Origin of the sequence: Chryseobacterium antibioticum, assembly GCF_012927325.1 — a bacterium.
Classification (GTDB): Bacteria; Bacteroidota; Bacteroidia; order Flavobacteriales; family Weeksellaceae; genus Chryseobacterium; species Chryseobacterium antibioticum.
The window spans coordinates 22,142-46,698 of the sequence record NZ_JABBGI010000007.1 but is presented as its reverse complement, the minus strand read 5'-3'; the positions used below and the strand labels follow the sequence as shown (position 1 = coordinate 46,698).

Genomic DNA, 24,557 nt, shown 5'->3' with positions numbered 1-24,557 from the left:
GTTAATTTTGTTCAGTTTCGGTTATTTGAAATAGTTTTATATTGATCTTAAAATCCTTATGTTGCAGGTTTAAGCTATCCGCGAAGATATGTTTTTTTGCCTCAAAACTGAAATCGATTTTCTCCTTATTGTTTTTCGTGTAAATGATGTTCTTCAGCAGGCCGTTTTCCTTGTTGAAAAACAGATAGTAAGCTCTGTTGTCGGCTTTGGACAGATAAATTTTAGAACGGTCGTTTTCAAAAGATTCACTTACCGGAAATTGTCTCTTCAGCAGCTCCCGAAAGTCATTTCTTAAAAAATTGATGACGATCTTTTTATCAAGATCCGGAAGAACATAATTCAGTTTAAAATTATCCTGAGAAATCTCGAAATCAATCAATTTATTTCCAAAATCCGAGGTCATGGCTACACGATGGGTCGTTTCATTCAGCTTTTTGATGATCAGAATACCACTTACATGGTTTTTATAAATATCCATCTGACATTTATACACATAATCTTCACCGGACGAAAAGTATAAATTTTCAACCGTTTTCTCAGAACTCTGAACAGGTTTTGCGTCTTTTAGCTGGTAGCTTTTACAGGAAACCAACAGCAGAAGCACCAGGCTATAGGCTAAACTCTGAAGCTGCAATCGCTGCATTGATCTTGGTATTTTTGAAAACAATATTGGTGGTATCTCCTGAAGCTTCCGTCATATTCACCTGTGAAACCGTAGACTGATTTTTCGGGAAGTGAAGTTCAATTTGTTTAATGTATTTCAGCAGTTGGGCAGATTTCGGGATGAATTTGGCCACATTGAAATTGCCGTTTTTGTAATAGGTCACAGTAAATTCCGGGTCGCTGAACATTTTTCCGTTTGAACTTCCTACGATCAGCTTATTGATCTTCTCAAACGTTTTACTTTTTGCATCTACAGACGATTTTTTCCCCTGATCATTGATGAAAATTTTACTGTCTTTAAAAACAATGGAATACTGGTAAGGCTTGGTGTACTTCCAGCTCAGCATATTGGGTGACTTCAATGACATTTTGCCATAAGTAACGATGTTCTTATCCAGAAAATCCATCTTTTTGGTCTGGGTGAAATCGCTCTGAAGCGTTTTGATCTCCCGGGTTTCAGAAGATACTTTCGTGACAAATGCTTTAGCCTCCGCCCCGGACATCGCTGTCATTTGTGCAGAAATGAAACCGGAAATTAATAAAAATGCTCCAAAAGCAATATTTTTAATCATTTTTCTTTGATTTTTGTAATTGAATCGACGGTGTAGGTCGAGTATTTTTTATCCTTCAAAAATAACAATAAATCGGCCAATACGTTATATGTCTTTTCAGAGGTGTCGTGAAGGAGAACGATACTTCCTTTTCTCAGGCTTTGGGTGACTTTCTTGTAAATTTTCTTTTCATCGTCTATAACCGTATCCAGTGAACGGACATTCCAGCCGATGCTCGTTTTGTATGTTCTTTTAATAGCTTTGGCGATACTTGGATTCGTAACACCAAAAGGAGGTCGGTATAAATCTGTTTTGATATCACCGACTTTGGCCATTATTTCATCACATTTCTCAATTTCCTCAGTCATTTTTGAAACAGACAGAAATCCGGTATTGTTGGAATGGGAAAACGTGTGATTCCCGATAGTATGGCCTTCAGCGATTATTCTTTGGAAAGTTTCCGGATACTTCTCGATCTGTTTTCCGATGCAGAAAAAAGTAGCTTTTACCTGGTTTTCTTTGAGCAGATCTAAAAAGCGGGGTGTAAACTCAGTTGGTCCATCATCAAACGTCAATGCCACTTCATTGATTTTCGTTCTTTTATGAGTTATGCTGTTGACAAAATATCCTAATCCAATATCAAATGATCCCCAGATCACTACGAAAGAAAAGGCCAGAAAACCAGCCAGATAAACCCACAAGCTTCCATGGAACGCATAAATAAAAACGTTGCAGAAAAGATAAAATAGAATAAATGGATAATGTTTCATCTTCTGTTATTTAGAATTGTACTTATTTCGGTTCCTGTAGTAGACAAATACGTCCTTTCTTTTATTACAAAGCTCTTTCCAGCAGTACCAGACTATGGTCGCTTCCTGCCAGATGATTGTAAAGAATAATATATTGTATCTGTTCTTTTTTCGTGGAATTGATCATCATGATCTCCGGAATCTGCTGCTCCTTCAAAATATGGCAAGCCATAAATGTTGAAAAACCACTGGCCGTATTAAATTCACCACTCAAATGTTTGTAATACAGTAAAGCTGAATTCTGAAATAAATCCATCGCCTTTGTATAATACACATCAGATTTTGCATCACCACTGAAACCTAAAATGACAGCATCCATATCTTCAGCCTTCAAATTATTTTTGGCTAAAAAACTTTCAATAAACGACTTCGCTTCTTCTGTATTCAATCGGTTAATGATTTGAATATCTTTAAGTTGAGCATAAGTGTTTTCAGTCTTATCTTTTCCTAAAACAAAGAAAGCCGCCCCTTCACCCCAGATCACGCCATCCGTCTCCGAATGTAAATAATCGGCAGGAAGATCTTCTTCTTTTTTTATAGTATTGTTGAGACGGTACAATTCCATTGTTCTGTTAGTCTGCTCATCTGCAGCACCTACGAGAACATTTTCAGCTTCGCCGTCGTTGATCTGAAGTTGAGCGTCCAGAAAAGAAAATTCCAGGGATGAGGAGGTGTTGACATACGTGAAATTGTACGCATGACACTGAAGTCCCAGAGCAATCTGTCCCGCAACGGTATTATGAGTCGACTGAATAAAGAATGTAGGCGTTAAAAACTCCTCGTTGTTGTCGATCACGTTTTTCAGAAACTTTTCAGAATCCTGGGAACATCCCATTCCGGTTCCTACAATAATGGCATCCGGTTTCTCAATTCCTGCCTCTTTTAAAGCATAATTTGAAGCTACCGAACTCATTTTAACGGTTTTAGACATTCTCCTGATCATGGCAGGCGGAATGAATTCTTTATAGTTGGGATCTATAGCCTTTAAGATCTGAACAGACTGGTCAGCTTTAAGACCCTGGAAAAAATGATCTTTTAAAGTGTCCTGTACAGAGATGCAGGATGCACTGTTGATGTATACTGCACTCATGATTTTGAGAAAATTAAAGTAGAACAGTTACCTCCAAATCCGAATGAATTGGAAAGAACATGGTTGATGTCTTTTTCTTTCAGTTCCGTAATCGGGGTTAAATCAAATTCTGCCATTTTCGTTTTAAAATTCAGATTGGGGAAAATAACATGATGCTGCATCGCCAAAATGGAGAATACAGCTTCAATTCCTGCCGCCGCCGCCAGAGTATGCCCGGTAAAAGCTTTGGTAGAACTGAATTCAGGAACCTGTCCTTCACCAAAGATCCTGATCATAGCAATTCCTTCTGAAAGATCATTATTAGGAGTAGCCGTTCCGTGAACGTTGATATAATCGATGTCGTCTTTTTCCAATCCTGATATTTTAAGAGCCTGTTGCATGGCGAGAAAAGCACCCTGTCCGTTTTCCGAAGATGCGGTCTGATGATGGGCATCATTAGCATTTCCATAACCGGAAAGGTAAGCCAGCACTTTTTTGTTTTCTTTTTTCACCACCTCATCAGATTCAAGAACGATAAAAGCGGCGGCTTCTCCAAGATTCAGGCCTTTTCTGTCATTGTCGAAAGGAGTGTTGTAAGAATCTGTAAGGATCATCAGCGTGTTGAAGCCATTCAAAGTAAATTTTGAAAGGGAATCTGTTCCGCCAACGATCACACGGTCTAAAACTCCGTTTTTAATCAGTTTGGCTCCCATCATCATCGCGTTGGCTGCTGAAGAGCAGGCCGTACTGATGGTTGAAACCATGCCTTTTAATCCAAGATAATCAGCGATGGCCAATGAGGAATTTCCTGCATCATGGGCATCGATATATTTTTGCTTTTCAGGAAAGTTTTCGTAAGAGTAGAAATACCTTTCGGTGATATCCATTCCGGCTACGCTGGTAGAAGAGATCAGACCGGTTTTGTATTCATTGATATCTGAAATTCCGGCAGATGCTACAGCTTCTCTTGCGGCTATCATGCCCAATAAAGAAGTTCTCGTCACATTATTGTCTTCAGGTAGCTGAAGTTGTTGTACAAGCTCTTCATTAGACCATTTTATCTCACCGGTTTTTATACTTCCGGCATGGCGGGTTTCAAACATTTCGATGTCTGAAATTCCATGTTTTTCGGTTGTTAACGAAATAAAATTTTCCTCCACATTGTTTCCGATGGAGGAAATGATGCCCATTCCTGTTATGGCAATTTTTCGACTCATTTTATTTTATAATGTAATAATGTATCAATCTACCAGTGTAATAATATTGGTAAACTGGTAGATTGATACATTGCTAGATTGAATGAATTATTTCGTTCTGTTGTCTTCTATGAACTGAGCCATTGTATCGATAGACTGGAAAATTTCCTTTCCTTTTTTAGGATCAGCTAATTTTATTCCGTAGTCTTTATCCAAAAGAACAATAAGTTCAAGAGCATCAATAGAATCAAGACCCAATCCGCCTCCGAATAACGGATCTGTATCTTTGATTTCCTCTACAGAAACGTCTTCAAGGTTAAGAACTTCAATAATTTTGTGCTTCAATTCTGTTTTTAAGTTTTCCATAATTATTTAATTTACCAATGTATCAATGTACCAGTTTACCAATTTTAGGATTGTTACATTGCTACACTGTTATATTGTTACATTTTTACAGGGTTAGCAAATATACAAAAGCTTTATAATTTTCCTGATAAAGTTCTGTCCAGCCGCAGAGAACTTTTTCTGCTTTTCCGGATATCAGGATCTGCTCTGCATAATCGTTTAAAAATTGTTCATCCAATTCATCCAGGACAAAAAAGGCATTCTCCGTCTGCATTTTATGTTTAATGCTGATCTCGCCTACACAGATGTTAGGTAAGGTGTAGACAAATACGGCCGGACTCGGGAAGTAATTCTCCTGTGAGTTGATGCTTTCCTGGTATTTAAAATCCGTGTCCAGACTTGATGATCTGTTGGCAAGAACCAATGCTGTTCTGCTGTGGTCTTCCTCTTTTAAAATCATTTCAGCAGCGAGAAAAGCAAGCTTACTCAGATTATCCATCTTATGAAATTTGGGGTAATTGAGTTCCAGGACTTTATAGGCTTCTTTCGCAAAGTCATGAAATATCTCTGTCTGGCTTTCAAAAACAGGGTTTCCGTTAACGGTTATTTTTGAATGCTCTATGGTACAACTGTCAGTTTTTTTCATCACTTTCATTTTAACATTTTTCCAAAACTATAGCCGCATTGCATCCTCCGAATCCTGAAGCGGTTTTTAAAATATACTGAATAGTTGCAGACTGGTTCTCTTCAATAATGTTTAAAGACTGGGAAACTCCCATCTCTTCAAAATTTTTAGATGGGATCAGGATTCCGTGGCGGGCGCTTTCCATGGAAATAATACTTTCCAAAAGCCCTGATGCACCGAGACAATGACCATAATACCCTTTCATGCTGTTTAACGGAGCATGTTGAAGGTCCATTCTGTTGAAAGCAATCGCTTCCATTTCATCATTGTAGATGGTGGCAGTTCCGTGGGCAGAAATAAAATCAATCTGCTCTGAAGTTACATGAGCTTCAGTCATTGCATTTTTGATGCTAGCATACAGCCCGTCTCCTGTTCTGGAAGGCCCGGAAATATGATTGGCATCATTCACCGCAGAGTCTCCAGCTATTTTAAACCTAAATTTTTCGTTTTCGCTTGGGGCAGAGGTAATATACACAGCTGCCGTAGCTTCACCAATATTGATTCCGTTCCTGTTTTTATCATAAGGTTTGCACGGTTCTGTTCCAATGGCCTGGAAAGAATTGAATCCTGAGATCACAAACTCCGAAACCTCATCGCCGGCAATCACAAAAGCGTCTTTATATTTTCCGGCCTGAATCATATTTTTGGCAACGGCAATAGCCATTACTCCTGAAACGCAGGCATTGGAAACCACAATAGGTTTAGTTTTAAACCCAAAATGGTAAGCAATTTTCTGAGCTAATTTTGACAGATAAACCCCTTCAGGCAATTCCGTCTGATTTTTTAATAAACTGATGTTTCCTTTGGTGGTAGATAATATGAAAGCCGTTTCTTCCGAAATTTCATACTTTTCAATAAGAGGTTTAAGACTGAGAAGAAACATTTTTTCCAGTCTTGTAAAATTTGGGCTGTCAAAATTGCTTTTAAATTCTTCTTCCAGCTTTTCAGTATCAATAATGGAAGCATAAAAAGCTTCCTGATTGTCGATAACTTTATGTAATGTTACTCCAGATTTTCCTTCCACCAGATGATTCCAGTTAGAAGAAACATCAAACCCTAAAGGAGTGACGCAGTTGTAGTCTGTAATATAAATTTCTTTTCTCATTATAATCCCATTTTATTTTTCCATGCCTGAAAAAACTCAGGATTATAAAGGCATAAGCTTCCGTTACTGTCTAAGAAAACCTGGATGGTTTCTCCACTGCACACAAGTTTGTTATCCTGATTGAACAGTTCGTAGGTATAGATAAGTTTTGCAGACACTGAATTCACAAAAGTGGTTACAATTCTAAACGTTTCTCCATATTTTAACGGAAGGAAATGTTCACAGGTGCTTTTTACAATAGGGGTAACGTAGCCTTCTCTCTGAATATCAAGATAAGTAAGGCCGTGCTCTCTTCCGAAAGCTTCTCTCCCGTCCTCGAAATACACGATATAATGGCCGTGCCAGACAATACCCAGCGGATCTGTTTCATTGAACCTTACCCTTACTTCTTCCGTACAGGTTAATATATTTTCTTTAGACTGCATTTTGTTTCCTTTCGTAAAAAATAGAAATCGCGACCATCGCAATGTAGAACGCAAAGAGGAATGCAAGTTCTTTCGCAATTCCTCCAATACCACTGTTTCTTAAAATAATATCGTAGTAAGCGTTCAGTCCCCAGTTCATTGGGGAAAATTTCGCCACAGTTTGCATAAATTCCGGCATTAAAAATACAGGAACCCATATTCCTCCGATAGCCGCCAGAACGACTACTGAAGTAGCTCCAAAAGGTGCCGACTGTTCCTGAGTATCTGCAATAGTTCCCAGTAAAACACCAAATCCAATAGCTGCCAATCCCGAAAATAAGGTGACCACAATAAGCTGGAACATTTTTCCCGAAACATCGAATGCCGGGAGATCCATATACGGGAAAAGATAGATTCCCACTGCCACCATCAGTAAAAACTGGATGATGCAAATAATCAGATAAGTGAATGTTTTTCCTAAAATATGAACGAAATATGGGGTAGGACTGATCCTTGCTCTTACGCTCGTGCCCTGGCTTTTTTCTTTAACCAAGTTGATGGATAAAGGAACTACAATAAAGAAGATCGCAAAAAGTGTCCATGCCGGAACGTTGTGCTGAACGGAATTCGGCATGACGTCTATCGGACCTTTTTTTGGGGTAATTTCTTTGAAACTGATGAGGTTTTTGTTCTCATCGAGGTTTTCCTCTGTGCCCAGCTGATCCTGGAATGCTTTGTAGATTTTTTTATTCTCGATCTCAAAAACCATTTTATTCACGGAATTCATCACAGAATTTTTGAATCCTGCATTCGTAGCGGGGTCAAAATACAGATGAATTTCTTTTGCTTTTGGAGCTGTTTTTTTCACAGCTGCAGAATCACCTTCCAATCCAAACGAGCTTACGATCGTCTGAACCTTAGAATCAATATTTGAATTTAAATCTTTTGTTAAATTTTCAGGAATGACGATAGCCATCTGATAATCTCCTGAGAAAACGGCATCTTGTGCTGACTTTTCAGTATAATTCGTCAGTAGCTGGAATGTTTTGCTGGTTTCCAGTTCCTGTTTTATGTTTTTTGAGACCTCAGACTTATCATTGTCAATAAAAATAATCGGAATTTTTGAGCCTTCCAGATTTTTGAAAGTAGAATCCTGAATTAAAGTGATCGTCACAATTAGCAGCAACGGCATGACGAAAATAATGACTATTCCCCCGATATCTCTCTTCAGAAGAAGGATTTCCTTCACGAAGCTTCTCCAAAGTTTATACAACAACATCTCTTAGTTCTTTTCCTGTTAATGATATGAAAACGTCTTCCAGGTTTTCAGCGTTGGTGATCTGTGACACCAGTTCTTCCGGTGTTCCTACTGCGTGGATTCTTCCTCTGTCGATAATGGCGATCTTCGTACAGAATTCTTCTGCCTCGGAAAGGTGGTGGGAGGTGTAAATGATACACGTTCCGTTTTTATTCAGTTCCTGTAAGAAATCGATGATTACTTTCTTAGACTGAACATCAACACCTACTGTAGGTTCATCCAGAAACAATACTTTAGGATTGTGAAGCGTTCCTGCGATAAGGTTGCAGCGGCGTTTCATTCCTCCTGAAAATTGTTCTACCTTTTTATCTGCAAACTTTGAAAGTCCCATGATTTCTAAAGATTCATCGATGGTTCTTTTAAGTTCTTTATGCTTTAATCCGTACAGGCTTCCGTAAAACATTAAGTTTTCTTTAGCCGTAAGGGTAGGATAGAGTGCATATTCCTGAGGGACGATTCCGATGATCTCTTTGATCTTGAAACTGTCTTTCTGAGGAGACAATCCATTGATGGTAAATTGTCCGGAAGTAGGTTTTATCAGACCTGAAAGCATAGAAATCAAAGTGGTTTTTCCGGCACCATTAGGCCCCAAAATTCCATAGATCTCATTTTTCTCAATATTCAGCGAGATATCGTTCACAGAAAACTCTTCGGAGTTTTTGTACTTTTTATATAGATTTTTGATCTCAATCATATTCTCTGCCATATCAGATCGCTTTTCTCAGTTTTTTATAGAAAGCTTCTTCCAGATCAGCAATGTGAAGCATAGATTTTGAAAGGTTGTTGTAGATATCGCTTTTTGAATTTCTGTTTTTGTAAACACGGGCAATATCCACGGCAAAATCTCTCCACAGGTCACCAATTGCGGTGATTTCTTTGGATAGTTCTTTTAATTCATCATTTTTAAGAATGACTGCTGCTTCCTGAAGAAAGGCTCCATAAATAAATCTGAAACCACCTCCACCGGTACCAATCTCCTCCTGCATTCTGATCAGTTGGCCCAGATAGTGGTTGGTGACTTTAGTTCCTTTCTTTTCAGCCCATTTCGGGATGCTTTTTGCGACCCACCTCATGGCTTTTACGCCGATAAGAGGAACAGGAGCCAGCATGTTTTTGCAGGTATCTTTGATTCCTTTTTTAATGGCCTCTTCAATATTTACATTTTCAGGAATGTAAGTAGGGTAGTACATATGTCCTTTTGGCGGAAGTGCGCCTTTAGCATATCTTACCTTTTCCAGCTCGGCTTCAGATAATGAGGTGGTGTAATCCATCACCGGATCGCTAATCAGGAATTTCCCGTCTTCTTTTCCGTATACCACAAGGTTGTGTGCATTGAAGTGGAATTTATATTCTTCAGGGAAGTAGGTAAGGTTAAAAACGCCTACCTGAAGTCCTGTAGGAATATTCTGTTGTAAGTTTCTTTCTAAAGCAGACTGTGCCTCTTTAGGATTCGAAAATTTTTCTCTTTTGATTTTAATTCCCAATCTTTTGGCTGCTTTGCTGAAAATAGCACCGGGCATCGGGCGATAGCTGAAGCCTGGGGCGAAATTGACTTTCAAAAATGGCAGATAGACAAAAAACAATCCGGAACCGATCCCAAAGATCATTGGTTCACTGAGTTTTAAGCCTTTATTGAGTAACAGATTGGAGGCAACACCGTTTTCGCAATGCGCGGTCTGATGGTGTTCAAAGTTAAGTTTCATTTGCTGCTTTTATCTTTTTCATTGGCGAAATGAAATTACACATATAAGTATGCTTCATTTCCGTATTATTTTCCGTCAAAGTTCTTTAGTTCATCCACTGAAATTCCGAATGCGTCGGCATATTTTTTCAGTACGGTTTCGCTTAGTGTTTTGAATACTTTTGGGTTGGTGTGTCTTTTCACTCTCCATTGCCACATTCCGACATAGGAAGATAAAACACCCAAATCCATTTTATTAAGTTCCATGAAATAAATAATGGGACTTACTGTGTTATTGGCAACATCCTGTCTGGCTTCTTCAATTCTTTCATGAATAAGCTCCAGAGATTCTTCCAGGGCTGCTTTTTTAGCTTCCCAGCCGATGCTGTTGGCTGTCGTATAATTGTCGTTTTCGTCCGTCACATATAAGACTTCGGTCATGTTTGCTGACTTCAGATTGCTTTCGTCCTGAGGCAGGTCTTGTTTTTTCATGTAAACAGTATTATTCTTTTACTTTAAGATGAAAAACGGTTCACCTTTTTAATTCTTTTTAATGAGTTGGCTAAAATAGTGAAAATACATTATATGTAAATCATATTAAACAGCAATGACCGGGATCTGCATTTTTAAAGGATAAATTCAATTTTTGAGCCGAAAATTTTAATCGTGCATTTGTAATGGATTTGCTGTAACAAGTGTGTTATAAATGTAGACTAATAGAGCTCTAAGAAATTTGGATTAAAATAAATAAGACTTATGAAGAAATTTTTTATTTCTGTATCGCTTTTCTGCATGTTGCATGCAATGGCACAGAAGTTTGATACTCAGAAGGTGACGGACAGCCAAGGGTATACTTATGAAACCGTAAAAAATGATCAAGCAGGAGTAAGGGTTTATACTCTGAAAAACGGATTGAAAGTGTATCTGGCGAAAAATGACGATGCTCCGAGAATTCAGACCTATATTCCGGTAAGAACAGGATCCAATAATGATCCAAGTGACAATACTGGTTTGGCGCATTACCTGGAACATATGGTTTTCAAAGGGACTTCTCATTTGGGAACTCAGGACTGGGCCAAGGAGAAAGCATTGCTACAGCAGATCTCTGACCTTTATGAGCAGCACAAAGCTGAAAAGGATCCTGAAAAGAAAAAATTACTCTATAAGAAAATAGATGAAGTTTCTCAGGAGGCTTCGAAATATGCTATTGCCAATGAATATGACAAGGCTATTTCATCACTGGGAGCAACAGGGACGAATGCTCATACATGGCTAGACGAAACCGTTTATAAAAACAATATTCCTGCTAACGAGCTGGAAAAATGGCTGAAAGTAGAAAAAGAGCGTTTTTCTGAACTGGTATTACGTCTTTTCCACACAGAACTGGAAGCGGTGTATGAAGAATATAACAGAGCTCAGGATAATGACGGCCGTCTCGTGAATTATGCGATGATGGAAGCGCTTTTCCCAAAACATCCAAACGGACAGCAGACAACGATCGGAACTTCAGAGCATTTGAAGAGCCCTTCAATGGTTGCTATCCATAAATATTTTGATACGTATTATGTGCCGAATAATATGGCTGTTGTTTTGGTAGGAGACTTGGATTTTGATAAAACCATTAAAATGGTAGATCAGTATTTTGGATCTTTCAAATACAAGGAGCTGCCAATGAAAAAGATGGTGTCTGAACAGCCGATGGAAAGCATTGTAACAAGAACCGTGAAAAGCCCTAGCACACAGAGAATGACCATGGCCTGGAGATCAGATTCCAATGGAACTCAGAATGCAAGACTGGCGGATGTTGTTGCCGAAATTTTAAGTAACAGCGGTGATGCAGGTCTGATAGATCTTAATATGAATCAGACACAGAAGGTATTAAGTGCAGGAGCTTACGAATCTGCTTTTAAAACCTATGGTGCCTTTACGATGTCTGTGACTCCGAAAGACGGACAGAGTTTTGATGATGCCAAAAAGCTGTTATTAGACCAGCTGGATTTAGTGAAGAAAGGACAGTTCCCGGATTGGATGCTGAAAGCCATTGTGAATGATAAGAAAGTACAGCGTATGAAGACCTGGGAGACGGCAGACGGGCTGGCAACTAATCTTTACAGCATTTATATCAATGGGATAAGCTGGGAGCAGGAGCTTGATGATATCAATCAATATGAAAAAATCACGAAGGCAGATGTTGTTAAGTTTGCGAATGAATTTTTCAAAGACAACTATGTGGTAGTCTACAAAGAAAAAGGAGTGAATGATAAATTGGTTCGTGTACAGAATCCCGGAATTACACCAATCAAACTGAACAGAGATGCTCAATCGCCTTTCCTTAAAGATATTTTAGGAACCAAAGTATCTGAAATCAAGCCTGAATTTATTGATTATAAAGCTGCGATCCAGACTTCTCAGATTAAAGATAAGAAGGTAAGTTTTGTAAAGAACAAGTATAATGACGTGGCTCAGATCAGTTATATTTTCCCTTTCGGAACGGATAATGATAAGGAGCTTTCAATCGCGGTAACGCTTTTCGAATACCTTGGAACGGATAAATATACTCCTGAGCAACTTAAAGGGGAATTCTATAAACTGGGAATCACTTACAGCTTCAGAACATCTAACGACCAGATCTTTATTACATTAAGCGGTCTTGAAGCCAATATGAAGAAAGGGGCAGAGTTGATGAACCATTGGCTGACAAATGTAAAAGCAGATAAAGATACTTATAGTAAAACAGTGAAAACGATCTTAGAGTCGAGAGATGCTGCTAAAAAAGATAAGACAAGAATCATGAACGCTCTTACGAATTATGCTAAATATGGCAAGAATTCCAGAATGGCGGATGTGGTTTCTAAGGAACGTCTTGAAAGCATCGATGTTGCAGAACTTACTAAGAAGATCAAAGCATTGAACCAGTCTCCGTATGAAATATTGCTTTACGGACAGGATCAGTCAGGGTTAGAGAAAGCGGTTAAGCCTTATATTGCGACAGCGAGTCTTCAGCCGGCAAAAGCTAAAGAATATCAGGAGCCTTCAGCAGAAGGAAAAGTATACTTCACGAACTATGACATGGTTCAGATGGAAATGTCTAAGGTAGCCAAAGGAAGTGAGGTGAATTTAGGCAACTTCGGAAAAGCGAATGTTTTCAACGAGTATTTTGGAAGAGGATTGTCTTCTATCGTATTCCAGGAGATCAGAGAAAGTAAGTCACTGGCTTATTCTGCTTATGTTTCTTACGTGAATGCTGCAGAAAAAGAACATGCGAATTATATCACGAACTATATCGGAACTCAGGCTAATAAGCTTCCTTTAGCAGTGAATGCGATGAATGATCTTATGGCTTCTCTTCCTCAGATTCCTGCACAGTTTGAGAACTCAAGAGGTTCTGCACTGAAGCAGATCGCTTCCAACAGAATTAATAGAACGAATATTTTCTTTAATCAGCTGGCATTGAAAAAGCTGGGTGTTGATTATGATATCAGAAAAGATATTTATTCTGAAATTCAGGGATTGACGTTGCCGCAACTTACCAGTTTCTACGATACTGAGGTTAAGCCTGTGAAATATAACACGGCGATCATCGGTAAAAAAGAAAATCTGAATATGGAATCCATCAATAAAATGGGAACGTTCCAGGAGGTGTCTCTTGAAGAGATCTTCGGGTACTAAACTTTTACGATACCAAACTTTTAAGCGGAGCAGTCATGCTCCGCTTTTTTGTTTTCTACATTTAATTTTGAAAGGGAATTCTTTATTTCCTTTGTCTGTAATTCAGCTTAACCAGCAAATAGACCTCTTTCTTCTCAAGATCATTGCACCAGGTACGTTGTGAAACGAGAGCATCATTATACAGATCAAGATCTTCCATATTGCTGTAATATTCTATTCTCTCGGAAGTCTGGTATTTAAAAAATGAAAGAAGATTCACTTCATCCCCAATTTGCGGAGCTACCGGAAACTCAACAGAATTTTCAAACTCGAATTCAACATGATCTGAATAGAACCTTACTTTTACACTCATTATTTTATTTTCATCAAATATATAGAAAAATAGAGGGGATAAAATATTTGGGATCACACTTAACCTGAATTTGGAATAAAAAATTGGATGGAAGTAGGAAGATGGGGGCTTTCAATATCTGCCAGTTTATAATACCCATTTGATGAAGCAGTTTTAAAAGGACAATAAAACCGTACTGTTGCAATTTTTTTCACCTCGAGAAACTTCCCTCTCCCGGCCTCCAGCTTCCCACCACCACCAGCATATATAAACAAAAAACCAACCTTTATTGGGGTTGGCTTATTATTTTAAATAAATGATTTTTATGGTTTCACTTCCTGAATAAACAGATTGATCTCTGCTCTGATTAGCAATTCATCATTATTGAACGTCTCACAAAAGATATGACAGATGTTTTCATATTGAGAGATCAATGAGGCTTTTGAAATGATCTTATCGCCTGTCTTTGGAAGGCCAAATAATTCAATCTTTTTGATGTTGGTAATAAAGCCTATTACTTTGGTATCTGCTTCAGGGTTTTCAAAGAAGCTCTGTCCGTGAATAGATGAACAGGTTTGAGCCAGATTTTCGATCAGGCCTGCTTCTGCAAATTCACCATTGTGGACAAAGATATTATCGCCCTTTATTTCAAAGGAAGTCACAACTTTTTCTTTGGTCAATTCCAGGATATAATCTGCCATCAGCATCGGTTCGCGGTGCGGCAGAAAGTTGTGTATATTGATGAGGTGGTCTTCCTTGATTTCCATTACATTTATTTTACAGCAGTTTTCATTTGGGATTTTGCAATGATCACATCATTCAGTTTAGTCACGATGTCTACCAGTGTTACCCCCATTACTTCATTCAGAATCGTTACTTCTGATATCAGAAGGTCTCCTGTTTTTGGAAGCGTTTCTGCCTCAAAAGATTTAATAGCACCTATATATCCTGTAGGAGCATCTTTTCCTAAAAGATAGTACTTATATCCTGTATGTAAGGCGACACTCTGTGCCTGGTGCTCAATGAGTCCCGAAGCCTGAAAAGTTCCGTCCTGAATAAAAATGTTGTCTTCTTTAATTTCAAATCCGGACACAAGATGTTCATCAGTGTATTCCATCAGTTCATGAACCATGACAAATGGAGAACGCTGTGGAATAAGGCTTCCTACAAAATCTTTGTCGGATGTCGGTAGTTTGTGCTCCATTAGCAAACCGTTAATAAGGCACAAGAGTAGGCAAATCTTCCACTCTCTGGAACACACAGCAATACTTTTTCTCCTTTTTTCAGCGTTCCTGAATTCATTAATTCTTCCAATGCGATGAAAATAGAACCGGCACCGATGTTTCCTACCTCAGAAAGGTTATAGAACCATTTCTCTGCAGGGAAATCCATTCCTTTTTTAGCAAATTCTTCTCTTAAGCCATCTTTAAAGTAGCCGGAAGAAATATGAGCAAGAACATGGTCTATCTTTTCAGGATCCAGATTATGTTTGTCAAAAGAGGATCTTAAGCTTTCAGCACCTTTTACGAGGATGTATTTGTCCAGAATTTTAGTGTCCTGTTTTATCGCAAAAATAGACTCTTTCAGCCATTCATCAGAAGGATAATCTGCCCATGATTTCAGACTTCCGTCTTCCAGCTTGTCGCATCCTGCATACATACATGCTTCGATCTCGTGAGCGTAAGAATAAAAATCGATGAAATCTATTTTTAAAGAAATTCCATTTTCTCTTGGCTTATTTTGAAGAAGGAACGAACCTGCACCGTCAGAAAGCATCCATCTCAGGAATTCTCTCTTGAAGGCAACGATAGGTCTTTCTTCCAATGCTTTTAAGTTTTCAGCTTCATGGTTGAATTTATCTGCCGTCATCCATGCAGACATTCTCTCCGATCCCGCACAAATAGCGTTGTCATGTACACCAGCCTTTACGGAAAGGAATCCGTAGTTCAGGGCATTCATTCCGGAGTTGCAGAGACCTGTAGCGGTATTAATTTCAATAGATTTACCGATATTCAGTTCGCCATGAACCATAGAAGCGTGTGAAGGCTGCATCTGATCCGGAGAAGTAGTTCCTACAGACAACAGTTTCATATCTTCCTTTTTGAAGTTTTCATCGAATAGTCCTTCTACCGCTTTTGCGGTCAGTTGTGCATTGGTGTGAGTAGGATTTCCTTCTTTGTCCAAAGCATAGTATCTTGTCGTGATCTTGTTATTTCTTAAAATCAATGATTTTGCTTTAGAAGGAGCGTCATTTATCAGACCAAGATAAGTCTCCATTTCATCATTTGATACCGGGTTATTAGGTAAATATGTTGATGCTTTTGTTATAAATACGTCGTACATTCTATTTTAAATTAATTCCTTGTAAATATGTTTTTTGTTTTTGTCTTTTATACCAAAATATAGGGGTTGTCAGTAAGTGTAAAACTAAGACGACAGGTGAGATAATCCATATCGCAGCCATCAAATATACCTTAAAGAATTTTATCAGCAATGGACGTTTCTCTTTTTTCTTGATAATGAGATTGGACCATATTGTGAAGATCTTGTTTCCTACTTTTTCTACCCTTACCAAAAAAGGACGGATCTCTACGGCTCCGTTCTGTACCAGTTCAGGCTGAAGACCAGATAAGTTTCCGCTACTGAAATGCTTTTCTATAATGTTTCCGTACTTCACAGAGCCCGAAATTTCTTCATCCGAAACCCCGGCGGCGGGAAGCATTCCTGATTTTTCCTTTTGTCCTGTAGTCAGCCAGCGTAAGATTGTCAGTACACTTGTATAATTGTCATGTCTGTCTACTAAAGCGATATTTCCTACCAGTTTTGCCCCGAGATCTTTTAAATATACCTTAAGTTTTTCCTGAGAAAGCATCCACATATTTCTGGTTCCTGAGATGGTCACCACATCTGTGTCTTTCAGTATTCTTTCCGCAAAACCACTCTTTAAAAAAGAGATGACAGGAATAGAAGGCGTAAGATACCAAACCTGATATCCGAATAAGATGAGGTCGTACTTTTTGCTCAGAATCTCTTCAGAAGGAGGAAAGATCTCTTTCGGGATCTGAAGATAAGATTCAGGAAAAGTATTGAAGAACACATCACCCGGCCACGGGAAAGGAAATTCTTCCTTCAGCTGAATATTATAATAGATAACGTCATATTCATCCTTTTTGGCTTCAAAAGGTTGAGCCACATTCTTCACAATATCTTCCAGTTGGCCGGTCTGTGAATAGTAGATAACGAGTATGTTTTTTTTCATTAATATTCTTTAGCGGTTACAAAAATATGCTTTTCATATTTATTTAGTGTTTTTTGAATATTTTTATTCCCTTTGAATTAAATTCTTCATAGTAATCTGAATGGCCCGGTGCTGAATGTGTGGTATTCAGGAAAATTATAGTTTCGGGTAATTCCTTTAACGTATGGATGTCGAAACTCTTATCTGAAACTAAAAGGATATCGATTGGCTTATTAATTTTTGCAAGGTCTTTAATGTAATGAAGCTTTCTTCTTTTAACCAGATAAGTTTGCATAGCCGTCTGTCTTCTGTCCTCATTCTTAATGAGTGAAAAAATCCTTCTTTCCGCCTGATAAAGGGTCAGCAATACGTCTTTCTGTCCGAAATCACTTGCCATATGCAGAATAGAGGCATCCCTTGGAATATGTTTGTTTAATTCAAAATAAACGGATTTGTTGGCATTAAAATCATCTTTAACTTCTTTGACCACTTCACTGTCCTTGAATAAATAACTAAAGAATAATTTTTTCCTGAAATAATTTTCATCCTCCAGTTCGTTTCTCAATTCCGCAAACTTTTCTCTGAAATAAGCGTTGATCTTTTTCGTCCTTTCAGAATAGTTTTTTCCAAAACTCAGATCATCTTTACTGATTCTTTCACCTACTTTTACCGTGATGCTTCCGTCGTAGATGATGAAGTCTCCTTTCGGCAGTACTTCAGAATTCCCGTGAATATATAAGGGAAGGATGTCCAGTTCAAACTGTTCAGCCAGGTAGAATGCTCCTTTGTGGAACCTTTTCACATCGTTGGTATAAGAACGTTCCGCTTCCGGGAAAACAACCAGAGAATATCCCTGATCAATTTTTTCTTTCAGTTTTTCCATGCCGTTCTCGATTCCCTGCGAAACAGGATAAAAGCCGAGCGCTTTTACCAATTTTCCAAAAACTGGCGATTCGTAGACCCAGTCATTCACCAGATAAATGATTTTATGCGTAGCCATAGCAATAGCCAGCGTGTCCAGAAAAGAAGTGTGGTTGGCGATGATCACGGCCGGTTTACTGAAATCTTCCGAAGGGTTTTTTATGACTCTTTTTCTTACAAAAGGACTGAGGTGCAGCACGGATGTTAAGAATTTAGCTAAAATTAATTTAATGATATCTAAAGTTTTCCCTTTTGATCTCTTGATAAAGATACTTCCGATCAGTGAAAAAATCAATCCTCCCAATCCGTAGTAAAAGAATGAAATGATGCATCTTAAAAACAGTCTGAAAGTGATGGGAGAAAGTCCCTTCTTTGCTCTGTTCGTTATTAGCAATCTAAACCAGAACGGGTACAATGTTGAGGTGATGATGATCACAGAGAACATTCCGATCAAAGCAACCAGTGCCAGTGAATGTAAAGCCGGATGTTTTGCAAAAATCAAAGAACCGATAGACAATATTGTGGTGAAAACGGCCAGAATAATAGATGTTCTGTAGGTAGGAAGCTCGTTTTTCCCTGTTGTGTGTTCCTTCTGCATAGCTTTCGTCAGGAAAATACTGAAATCATCTCCTACACCAAAAACCAGTGTACAAACTACGGTACTGAAAATATTTAATTCCAGTCTCAGGAAATACAGGATACCCGCCGTTACAACTCCGGTTAATACAATAGGAAACATCGTAAGAACTGTAAGTTCAAAATTCCTGAAGAAAACAATGATCGTCAGGACGATAGCTAAAAGGGAATAATTAATCAGTGTACTGAAATCTCTTTTCAGCAACCCCAGGAAGTTTTCGTTCATCTGCTGACGGTCGATAGCCAGGGCATCGTGATTTTTTTCAACGTCTTTTATGAAGGCGTCTCTTTTCTTTTCATCTATTTTTACCACATTGGAAACCGTATAGAAACCGTTTTCATTGCTAAGAAACTCAGAGATTTGTAATGCTTTTACCTTCTCGTAGTCCTTAAGGCTTAATGTTGTGTAATTCTTACTTAAAATAGTATTAAAGCTGTCAAAAGCACTGCTGTTGAATCCAAATTGAGTTCCGCTGTTCACCAGTTCTGAAACAGTTCTGCTTTTTTTATCAGCACTCCAGAATGTATTCCATACTGCGATCCTGCGTTTCTGATCTTTTTCAGAAAGGACAACATTTCCGAGTGAACTGTAGCTAAGGATCTTCCCTTCTTTTTTTTCCTTCTCCAGGAAACTACTCAGACGGGAGTTTCTTGTCAGTGCTTGTTCCTCCGAATTCCCGTAAGAAATGGTGTAAATAGATTTTGACGTAATATCAGAAAGCTTCTGCAGTTTGGCCTCGCTTATTTTTAATTCTTTCGGAATAAAATTGAGTGCCCCGATATCCTCATTGAAACCCACGTGTCTGAAACCAAACAGACAGGCAATGATGAGTACTGAACAGCCAATGATCAGAGGTTTGTTTTTCTCATACGGATAAGAACCTATCTTATCAATAAAATTGGTGCTGTGATGGCCTTCTTTCTGCTTTGGTTTATAAAGCTGGGGAACAATGATTAGCGCGGTAATGGACGATAAAATAACAGTAATGGCGGCAAAAAGGCCGAGATCCTTCAATGCTTCGGAGCGGACAAATACCAGACATAGAAAAGACACGGCAGTCGTAGCACTGCTCAATATGATGGGTTGAGTGATCTCCTTATAAAGCTCTTCTATATTATTGTTATGCTTGTAATGCGTAAGAATATGGAGTGCATAATCTATTGTGATCCCAATAAGAATAGCACCCACACTTAAGGAAATAGCTGAGATTTTGTCTTTGATAAAATAAAGAATCAGCAGGGCCAGTAAAACTGAAAAAACAGTTGGAAGGAATACAATAATAGGTGTGAAAAAGTTCCTGAAATAATAAATCAGCAGGATCAGCAGTACCGTCATGGAGATCATTACCGTATTCTGGATGTCCTTTTTGATCTGTTGTGCATTGGCTACAGCGATAACCGGCGAACCGAAATAGCTGAGCTCCGTTTTTTCTTTGAACTCTTTATTGATATGATCTTTAATTTGATTGAGCTGGTTGATAAAAGCTTCGTTGCTCTTAGTATCGTTGCTCTTATTTTTAGGGTCAATGAAAAGAAGGAGGTTTTTTCCGTCTTTTGTGACGATATAGCTATCTTCAAGTTTGAAGTCTTTGCTTATGTTTAAAGCATTTAATTTCTTGATTCCTAAATAAGTAATTCCCAGAGGATCTTTTTTGATGAAATCTTTCATCACAAGACTCGTTGGCGAAACCAGAGATACATAATTGTTCTCTATTTGTTTTGAAATGCTGTCTTTCTGAAGTTTCTGTTCAATTTCCTTATAATCATTTTCATCAAGGAAAAGTGGCAGGTTTTGGCTTACAAAATCAAAGGTTTCCGAGATCTCATTGTCGTTTACCTTTCCCTGAACAGAACCAATGTAATTCTTCAAAGGTTCAATTTTCTGTAGAAAAGTATCAGCGGTTTCAGAAAGCTGAAAACTATCTTCGTGGGATTTGTTCTCTATGATCACAATAATCTTATCCGAAAAATTCAGTTGCTTAAGAACTTTTGCCGTAAGATCAGATTTTTCATTTTTAGGGATGATCTGATTAATATCCTCCTCAAAATTAATTTTTGAAGCAAAAAAACCGCATATTCCAGCTATCCCCAAAGCAATAATGGCAGAAAAAATTCTGTTTTTAGAAATCAGATAATATAAAAATATAAAAAAACGATGCATTACATTGTGAGATCAAGTCTGCAAATTTAATTTTTTCAGTTTTAGTTCAAAACATTTCGGCTATAAGTTTTGTCTGAAAATCAACAAAATATTCTAGGCAGAATAAAAAAATAATCTACTTTTGCAAAAGTTCCCTCTCAAAAAATATATTTTAAACTAATATTATTATTAAATAAATAAGAATCTGTTTTTAGATATGTTGAAAAAAAATGATGAAAAAATAAACGGATTTCTATTTGTAATAGTACTTCCGCTTCTGCTATTTGCCATGTCCTATTACGGATTTGAATCTTCCTATACCAGATTGAAGACATCGGAAAAAACACCAGATTTTCTATTCTCTTCGGTATATGCCTATAGGGTAATTCCGAATTTTATGAGTGTACACATGACAGACCTCATGTACAGTCTGATCGATGGACCTCTTTCTTTTTTTAAAAATTTCCTTTCGAAAAATGGAACTCCCTTTTATCACGGACTTTTTCTGATGAACAGTGTGTTTTTTGTTTTATGTTCTATTGTTTTGAATACGATATTTAAACTGAAATCGGTAGACTTTCTTCAGAATACCAATACAAGGAGAATTATTCACCTTTTGTCGGTTTTCTTTATTGTCATTACACAGTATGCGCCTACCAACTGTGATACCATTGCTTTGTGCTGCTACCTGACAGGTGTTTTTCTGATTTTAAAATATCTTGATACAGAGAACAATATATTTTTCGGGCTTCTGATCGGTTTTACCATATTGTCTACGTTTGTAAGAGAGACGGCCTGTCTTAATATTGCTTTTTTTGCAGCGGTTTTTTTTAGAATAAAAGATTTGAAGGAAGGAAACTATAAAGCCATCTGGAAAATTATTCCTTTGGTTATAGCCTTTCTTGTACCTTATCTTGGTCTCAGAATCATCCTTAAGCAGGAGCAGACAACTTTTGTGGAAGGGTTTTATATCGACAGGAATTTTACAAGTCCTTTTAATCTTGCCGGACTTATTTTTGCCGTTATTGTGCTCTATTTCATCTATAAGCTATGTAGTGGCAAAGAAAACAGAGCCGTTTTTCAAAGATATCTCTTCTTTTCGGCACCATATCTTCTTATGATCACTCTGGTAGGGCTTTTTTGGGAAGTCAGGCTTTTCCTGCCACTGATCCTTACAGGAATGATCATAGTATATCACAAGTTTAAAAACCCCCTAGAATCAGCATGAGTTTACTACATCCATATTTTTTAGTGGCCATTGCCTATATACTATTCTTTAGTGTTCAGGAAGTTTTTGGGCGTAAGGTAGAAAAAAAATGGTTTTGGTTTTTAGGAATCTATCTCATTATACTGGTTGGTTTCCGGGATAATGTAGGACCGGATTACGGAAGTTATAAAGGACTTTATATTTACTCAGATACAAAGAGCTATTACAGTATATTCATGAAGATGCTGCATTTGGAAGGTCCTGAGCATTTGGATGTGGAGTGGTTGTATACTCTGATCAATAAGATTCTCCTGAATGTCTTTAATGCTCCCTTTTATATTCTTACTCTGGTAATAGCCATTTTTGCGATAATTTTCAAAATAGAGTATACGAATGATAATACTTTTTATCCCTTCACATTTACCCTGTTTATGTTTATTCCTAACTTTTTTGTAGGGGAAAGCGGGCAGATCCGGCAGAATTTGGGGACTTTCATTGTCTACTTTGCCATACGGTATATTAAAGAGCGGAAGTTTTGGCATTACCTGTTCTTTATATTTCTGGGTTCGGGGATTCACAGTGTATGCTACCTGTTCCTTCCGATGTACTGGGTTGCAAGGGTGCCATTAAATAAGGCAGTAATGCTCTTGCTGATCATTACTTCCATCTTCCTGTCTCCGTTTGAAGTGTACCGGGTTTTTGGAGATTTTCTTACCAATATGGCTTCGGATAACATGTTGGTAGAAGGCTTTAACGGGTATATGGACGAGTCTATACAAAGGCTGAATGGTGGTTTTGGTATTCCCGAGGCGATGATGGCTATTTTAACATTCTTCCTATTTGTCTTCGATACCAAAATGAAGGAGCTTTATCCTTATTATGAATACCACAGGAACTATGCAGTCATCGGAATCTGTTTTTATTTTATTTTCAGAAACAATCCCATCTTTTCATCCAGGCTGGCGGGAACGTTTATCGGGTTTTCCTATATCATCATTCCCAACGCAATGTATGTTGTTTCTGGAGGGGTTAAAAAGATGATTTATGCGTTTATCATTGCTCTGTTTATTTTCAACTTTGTTGTTTTTGGATTCTTTAATAACATTAAAATTGGAAGATTTACGATTGAACTTTATAAAAATCACATTCTTCCATAAGAACTTATCTATTGATTATATCATCTAAAAGACAGCTCGGAAGCTAGTCATGGTCGGAAGAAATTCCGGCCATTTTTTATGTTTTGAAAACTTTAGCGGGATCACCTCCTGCAAATACTATTAGAATAGCAGTTATCATATCCCGAAGTTCCATAGCAATGCGTCTTTTGGCCGTTTTGTAGCCTAAATTATTTGCTTTTTTATAGATCAGCAAAAGCATTGCGGTTATCATAGTCATATAAACCATAACCTCGATTCCATTTTTATTGAGAGATACCAAATGACTTAGATTAAGTTCTTGCTTGAGGAACCTGAAAAACACTTCAATATCCCATCTTTTACGGTAATACTCAGCAATTTCTTTTGACGAGAGTTCAAATTCATTAGTCAGAAACCAAAATTCTTTATTATCTTTTTCGTTTCTGATGACCACCAGCCGAAAATCAGTCTCCACTTTTTCTTCTCTATAATGCAGGTTTCCACGCTTATTTTGGATTGGTTTTCCGGTGTAGAGATTCACTTTACTGTCTTTGATGACTTCCCAGTCTTCCCATTTTTGAACATTCTCAGAACCAAGAAAAGATTCGAGTTCTTCAAATTTTCTGTTTTCTTTGGAACGAATAATAAATTTCACAGACTTTTCTTTAAAATCTTTCATCGTTCTTGTAGACTGCAACCCTCTGTCTATGACGTAAATATTATCATGGTGCTCTTGTTTTTTTATCTGGCTCAGAACAGCCTCAGCAAGCGCATTGTCTTCTGCTGAGTATTTTTGTCCCGTAAAAATCTCTACAGCCGATGGTAAAATTCCATCAAAAGAAAAACTGAATTTCACCAGTTTCTTCCCACTTTTCTGGTCGATTCCTTCTTTGAGTTTACAGCAGGTATCTGCAACGATTGTGCTATCTACTCTGATCAGATTATATTTTTCAATTTCAGATTTGTCATAAAGACTTGAAAATCGTCCATACATCTGTTCATAAATCTCTTTAAAATAATTGGAATCGATTTTGGAAAGTCTTTCAGAGATAGAGCTTCTTCGTACTTTTTCCTCTTCACCCAATCCGAACAATGCCTTAAAACCGCTGCTGTTGAAGGTGTCCTCCAAAGTTCGCTGACTTAATTTTTCATTGTCGAAAATACAGAACAGGAGCAGATAAAACATTTTCCTTCCGTGAAGAACCTTGCTGTAGTAATCTACTTTTGAGCTAGCAGAAAGATGGCTTAAAAGTGCTTCGGGGATAAATTCTAAGACTTGCTTAAGTGAGATTTTGTGATCTTTAAAAACTGACATAACTACTTGATTATCACTTATAAATATACAAAATTAAAATTAAAAATACAAATTAAACATCTAAAAATCAATATGTTAAATGAATTCCTCTTACACTTTTACGACAAAAAAGTCGGAAGAAAAATCTTCCGACCATGA

23 protein-coding genes are annotated in these 24,557 nt (G+C 37.7%); 3 read left to right on the top strand and 20 right to left on the bottom strand.

What is annotated here, in order from left to right; genetic code table 11:
* Window position 1: 1 nt before the first annotated feature.
* The 13 genes from HHL23_RS06850 to HHL23_RS06790 all read right to left on the bottom strand — a co-directional run bounded on the left by HHL23_RS06850 (window position 2) and on the right by HHL23_RS06790 (window position 10,318).
* Window positions 2-643: a hypothetical protein gene (locus tag HHL23_RS06850; RefSeq protein WP_169234070.1), complete on the bottom strand. Its 642-nt coding sequence runs from the start codon at window positions 641-643 to the stop codon at window positions 2-4.
* Window positions 609-1,235, bottom strand: a complete 627-nt coding sequence (locus HHL23_RS06845; protein ID WP_169234069.1) for a LolA family protein — start codon at window positions 1,233-1,235, stop codon at window positions 609-611. The genes HHL23_RS06850 and HHL23_RS06845 overlap by 35 nt, the downstream gene beginning before the upstream one ends.
* The gene (locus tag HHL23_RS06840; RefSeq protein WP_169234067.1) at window positions 1,232-1,984 is read right to left on the bottom strand and encodes a polysaccharide deacetylase family protein; all 753 of its coding nucleotides are present in this window, start codon (window positions 1,982-1,984) and stop codon (window positions 1,232-1,234) included. Before HHL23_RS06840 ends, HHL23_RS06845 begins: the two co-directional genes overlap by 4 nt.
* A gap of 64 nt (window positions 1,985-2,048) precedes the next feature.
* Window positions 2,049-3,113 carry a beta-ketoacyl synthase N-terminal-like domain-containing protein gene (locus tag HHL23_RS06835; RefSeq protein ID WP_169234066.1) on the bottom strand — a complete coding sequence of 355 codons (1,065 nt, stop codon included), beginning with the start codon at window positions 3,111-3,113 and terminating at the stop codon, window positions 2,049-2,051.
* Window positions 3,110-4,309 (bottom strand): beta-ketoacyl-[acyl-carrier-protein] synthase family protein, encoded by a 1,200-nt coding sequence (locus tag HHL23_RS06830; RefSeq protein ID WP_169234064.1) that lies wholly within the window; start codon window positions 4,307-4,309, stop codon window positions 3,110-3,112. The genes HHL23_RS06835 and HHL23_RS06830 overlap by 4 nt, the downstream gene beginning before the upstream one ends.
* An 87-nt stretch (window positions 4,310-4,396) precedes the next feature.
* Window positions 4,397-4,654 (bottom strand): phosphopantetheine-binding protein, encoded by a 258-nt coding sequence (locus HHL23_RS06825; protein WP_034727005.1) that lies wholly within the window; start codon window positions 4,652-4,654, stop codon window positions 4,397-4,399.
* A gap of 85 nt (window positions 4,655-4,739) precedes the next feature.
* The gene (locus tag HHL23_RS06820) at window positions 4,740-5,279 is read right to left on the bottom strand and encodes a 3-oxoacyl-ACP synthase (protein WP_169234063.1); all 540 of its coding nucleotides are present in this window, start codon (window positions 5,277-5,279) and stop codon (window positions 4,740-4,742) included.
* Between the two features lie 10 nt (window positions 5,280-5,289).
* Window positions 5,290-6,423 carry a beta-ketoacyl synthase N-terminal-like domain-containing protein gene (locus HHL23_RS06815; protein ID WP_169234061.1) on the bottom strand — a complete coding sequence of 378 codons (1,134 nt, stop codon included), beginning with the start codon at window positions 6,421-6,423 and terminating at the stop codon, window positions 5,290-5,292.
* Complete coding sequence (locus HHL23_RS06810) at window positions 6,423-6,848, bottom strand: acyl-CoA thioesterase (RefSeq protein WP_169234060.1); 426 nt, start codon at window positions 6,846-6,848, stop codon at window positions 6,423-6,425. The genes HHL23_RS06815 and HHL23_RS06810 overlap by 1 nt, the downstream gene beginning before the upstream one ends.
* Complete coding sequence (locus tag HHL23_RS06805; protein WP_169234059.1) at window positions 6,838-8,106, bottom strand: ABC transporter permease; 1,269 nt, start codon at window positions 8,104-8,106, stop codon at window positions 6,838-6,840. The genes HHL23_RS06810 and HHL23_RS06805 overlap by 11 nt, the downstream gene beginning before the upstream one ends.
* Complete coding sequence (locus tag HHL23_RS06800; protein WP_169234058.1) at window positions 8,093-8,851, bottom strand: ABC transporter ATP-binding protein; 759 nt, start codon at window positions 8,849-8,851, stop codon at window positions 8,093-8,095. Before HHL23_RS06800 ends, HHL23_RS06805 begins: the two co-directional genes overlap by 14 nt.
* Window position 8,852: 1 nt before the next feature.
* On the bottom strand, window positions 8,853-9,848 hold the full coding sequence (locus tag HHL23_RS06795; RefSeq protein ID WP_169234057.1) for a BtrH N-terminal domain-containing protein: 996 nt from the start codon (window positions 9,846-9,848) through the stop codon (window positions 8,853-8,855).
* Window positions 9,849-9,913: 65 nt separating this feature from the next.
* Window positions 9,914-10,318 carry a hypothetical protein gene (locus HHL23_RS06790; RefSeq protein WP_169234056.1) on the bottom strand — a complete coding sequence of 135 codons (405 nt, stop codon included), beginning with the start codon at window positions 10,316-10,318 and terminating at the stop codon, window positions 9,914-9,916.
* Window positions 10,319-10,582: 264 nt separating this feature from the next.
* Between HHL23_RS06790 and HHL23_RS06785 the strand changes: the two genes are divergently transcribed.
* Window positions 10,583-13,495 (top strand): M16 family metallopeptidase, encoded by a 2,913-nt coding sequence (locus tag HHL23_RS06785; protein WP_169234055.1) that lies wholly within the window; start codon window positions 10,583-10,585, stop codon window positions 13,493-13,495.
* An 82-nt stretch (window positions 13,496-13,577) separates the two neighbouring features.
* On the opposite strand, the gene HHL23_RS06780 is transcribed toward HHL23_RS06785, so the two are convergent.
* The 6 genes from HHL23_RS06780 to HHL23_RS06755 all read right to left on the bottom strand — a co-directional run bounded on the left by HHL23_RS06780 (window position 13,578) and on the right by HHL23_RS06755 (window position 20,782).
* Complete coding sequence (locus HHL23_RS06780) at window positions 13,578-13,847, bottom strand: hypothetical protein (RefSeq protein WP_169234054.1); 270 nt, start codon at window positions 13,845-13,847, stop codon at window positions 13,578-13,580.
* Window positions 13,848-14,149: 302 nt separating this feature from the next.
* Window positions 14,150-14,593 carry an ABC transporter permease gene (locus HHL23_RS06775; protein WP_169234053.1) on the bottom strand — a complete coding sequence of 148 codons (444 nt, stop codon included), beginning with the start codon at window positions 14,591-14,593 and terminating at the stop codon, window positions 14,150-14,152.
* Between the two features lie 5 nt (window positions 14,594-14,598).
* Window positions 14,599-15,030: a hypothetical protein gene (locus HHL23_RS06770; RefSeq protein ID WP_169234052.1), complete on the bottom strand. Its 432-nt coding sequence runs from the start codon at window positions 15,028-15,030 to the stop codon at window positions 14,599-14,601.
* A complete protein-coding gene (locus HHL23_RS06765) occupies window positions 15,030-16,169 on the bottom strand; it encodes a beta-ketoacyl-ACP synthase III (RefSeq protein ID WP_169234051.1) in 1,140 nt (379 codons plus the stop codon). The genes HHL23_RS06770 and HHL23_RS06765 overlap by 1 nt, the downstream gene beginning before the upstream one ends.
* Before the next feature lies 1 nt (window position 16,170).
* Window positions 16,171-17,085 carry a dialkylrecorsinol condensing enzyme DarA gene (locus HHL23_RS06760; protein ID WP_169234050.1) on the bottom strand — a complete coding sequence of 305 codons (915 nt, stop codon included), beginning with the start codon at window positions 17,083-17,085 and terminating at the stop codon, window positions 16,171-16,173.
* Window positions 17,086-17,128: 43 nt separating this feature from the next.
* Window positions 17,129-20,782, bottom strand: a complete 3,654-nt coding sequence (locus HHL23_RS06755) for an MMPL family transporter (RefSeq protein WP_169234049.1) — start codon at window positions 20,780-20,782, stop codon at window positions 17,129-17,131.
* A 196-nt stretch (window positions 20,783-20,978) separates the two neighbouring features.
* Between HHL23_RS06755 and HHL23_RS06750 the strand changes: the two genes are divergently transcribed.
* Together HHL23_RS06750 and HHL23_RS06745 are read left to right on the top strand one after the other, a co-directional pair.
* Window positions 20,979-21,989: a hypothetical protein gene (locus HHL23_RS06750; RefSeq protein WP_169234048.1), complete on the top strand. Its 1,011-nt coding sequence runs from the start codon at window positions 20,979-20,981 to the stop codon at window positions 21,987-21,989.
* Window positions 21,986-23,125 (top strand): EpsG family protein, encoded by a 1,140-nt coding sequence (locus HHL23_RS06745; RefSeq protein WP_169234047.1) that lies wholly within the window; start codon window positions 21,986-21,988, stop codon window positions 23,123-23,125. The genes HHL23_RS06750 and HHL23_RS06745 overlap by 4 nt, the downstream gene beginning before the upstream one ends.
* Window positions 23,126-23,201: 76 nt before the next feature.
* Here HHL23_RS06745 and HHL23_RS06740 read toward each other — a convergent pair whose 3' ends face one another.
* On the bottom strand, window positions 23,202-24,419 hold the full coding sequence (locus HHL23_RS06740) for an IS4 family transposase (RefSeq protein ID WP_169234046.1): 1,218 nt from the start codon (window positions 24,417-24,419) through the stop codon (window positions 23,202-23,204).
* Window positions 24,420-24,557: the final 138 nt, after the last annotated feature.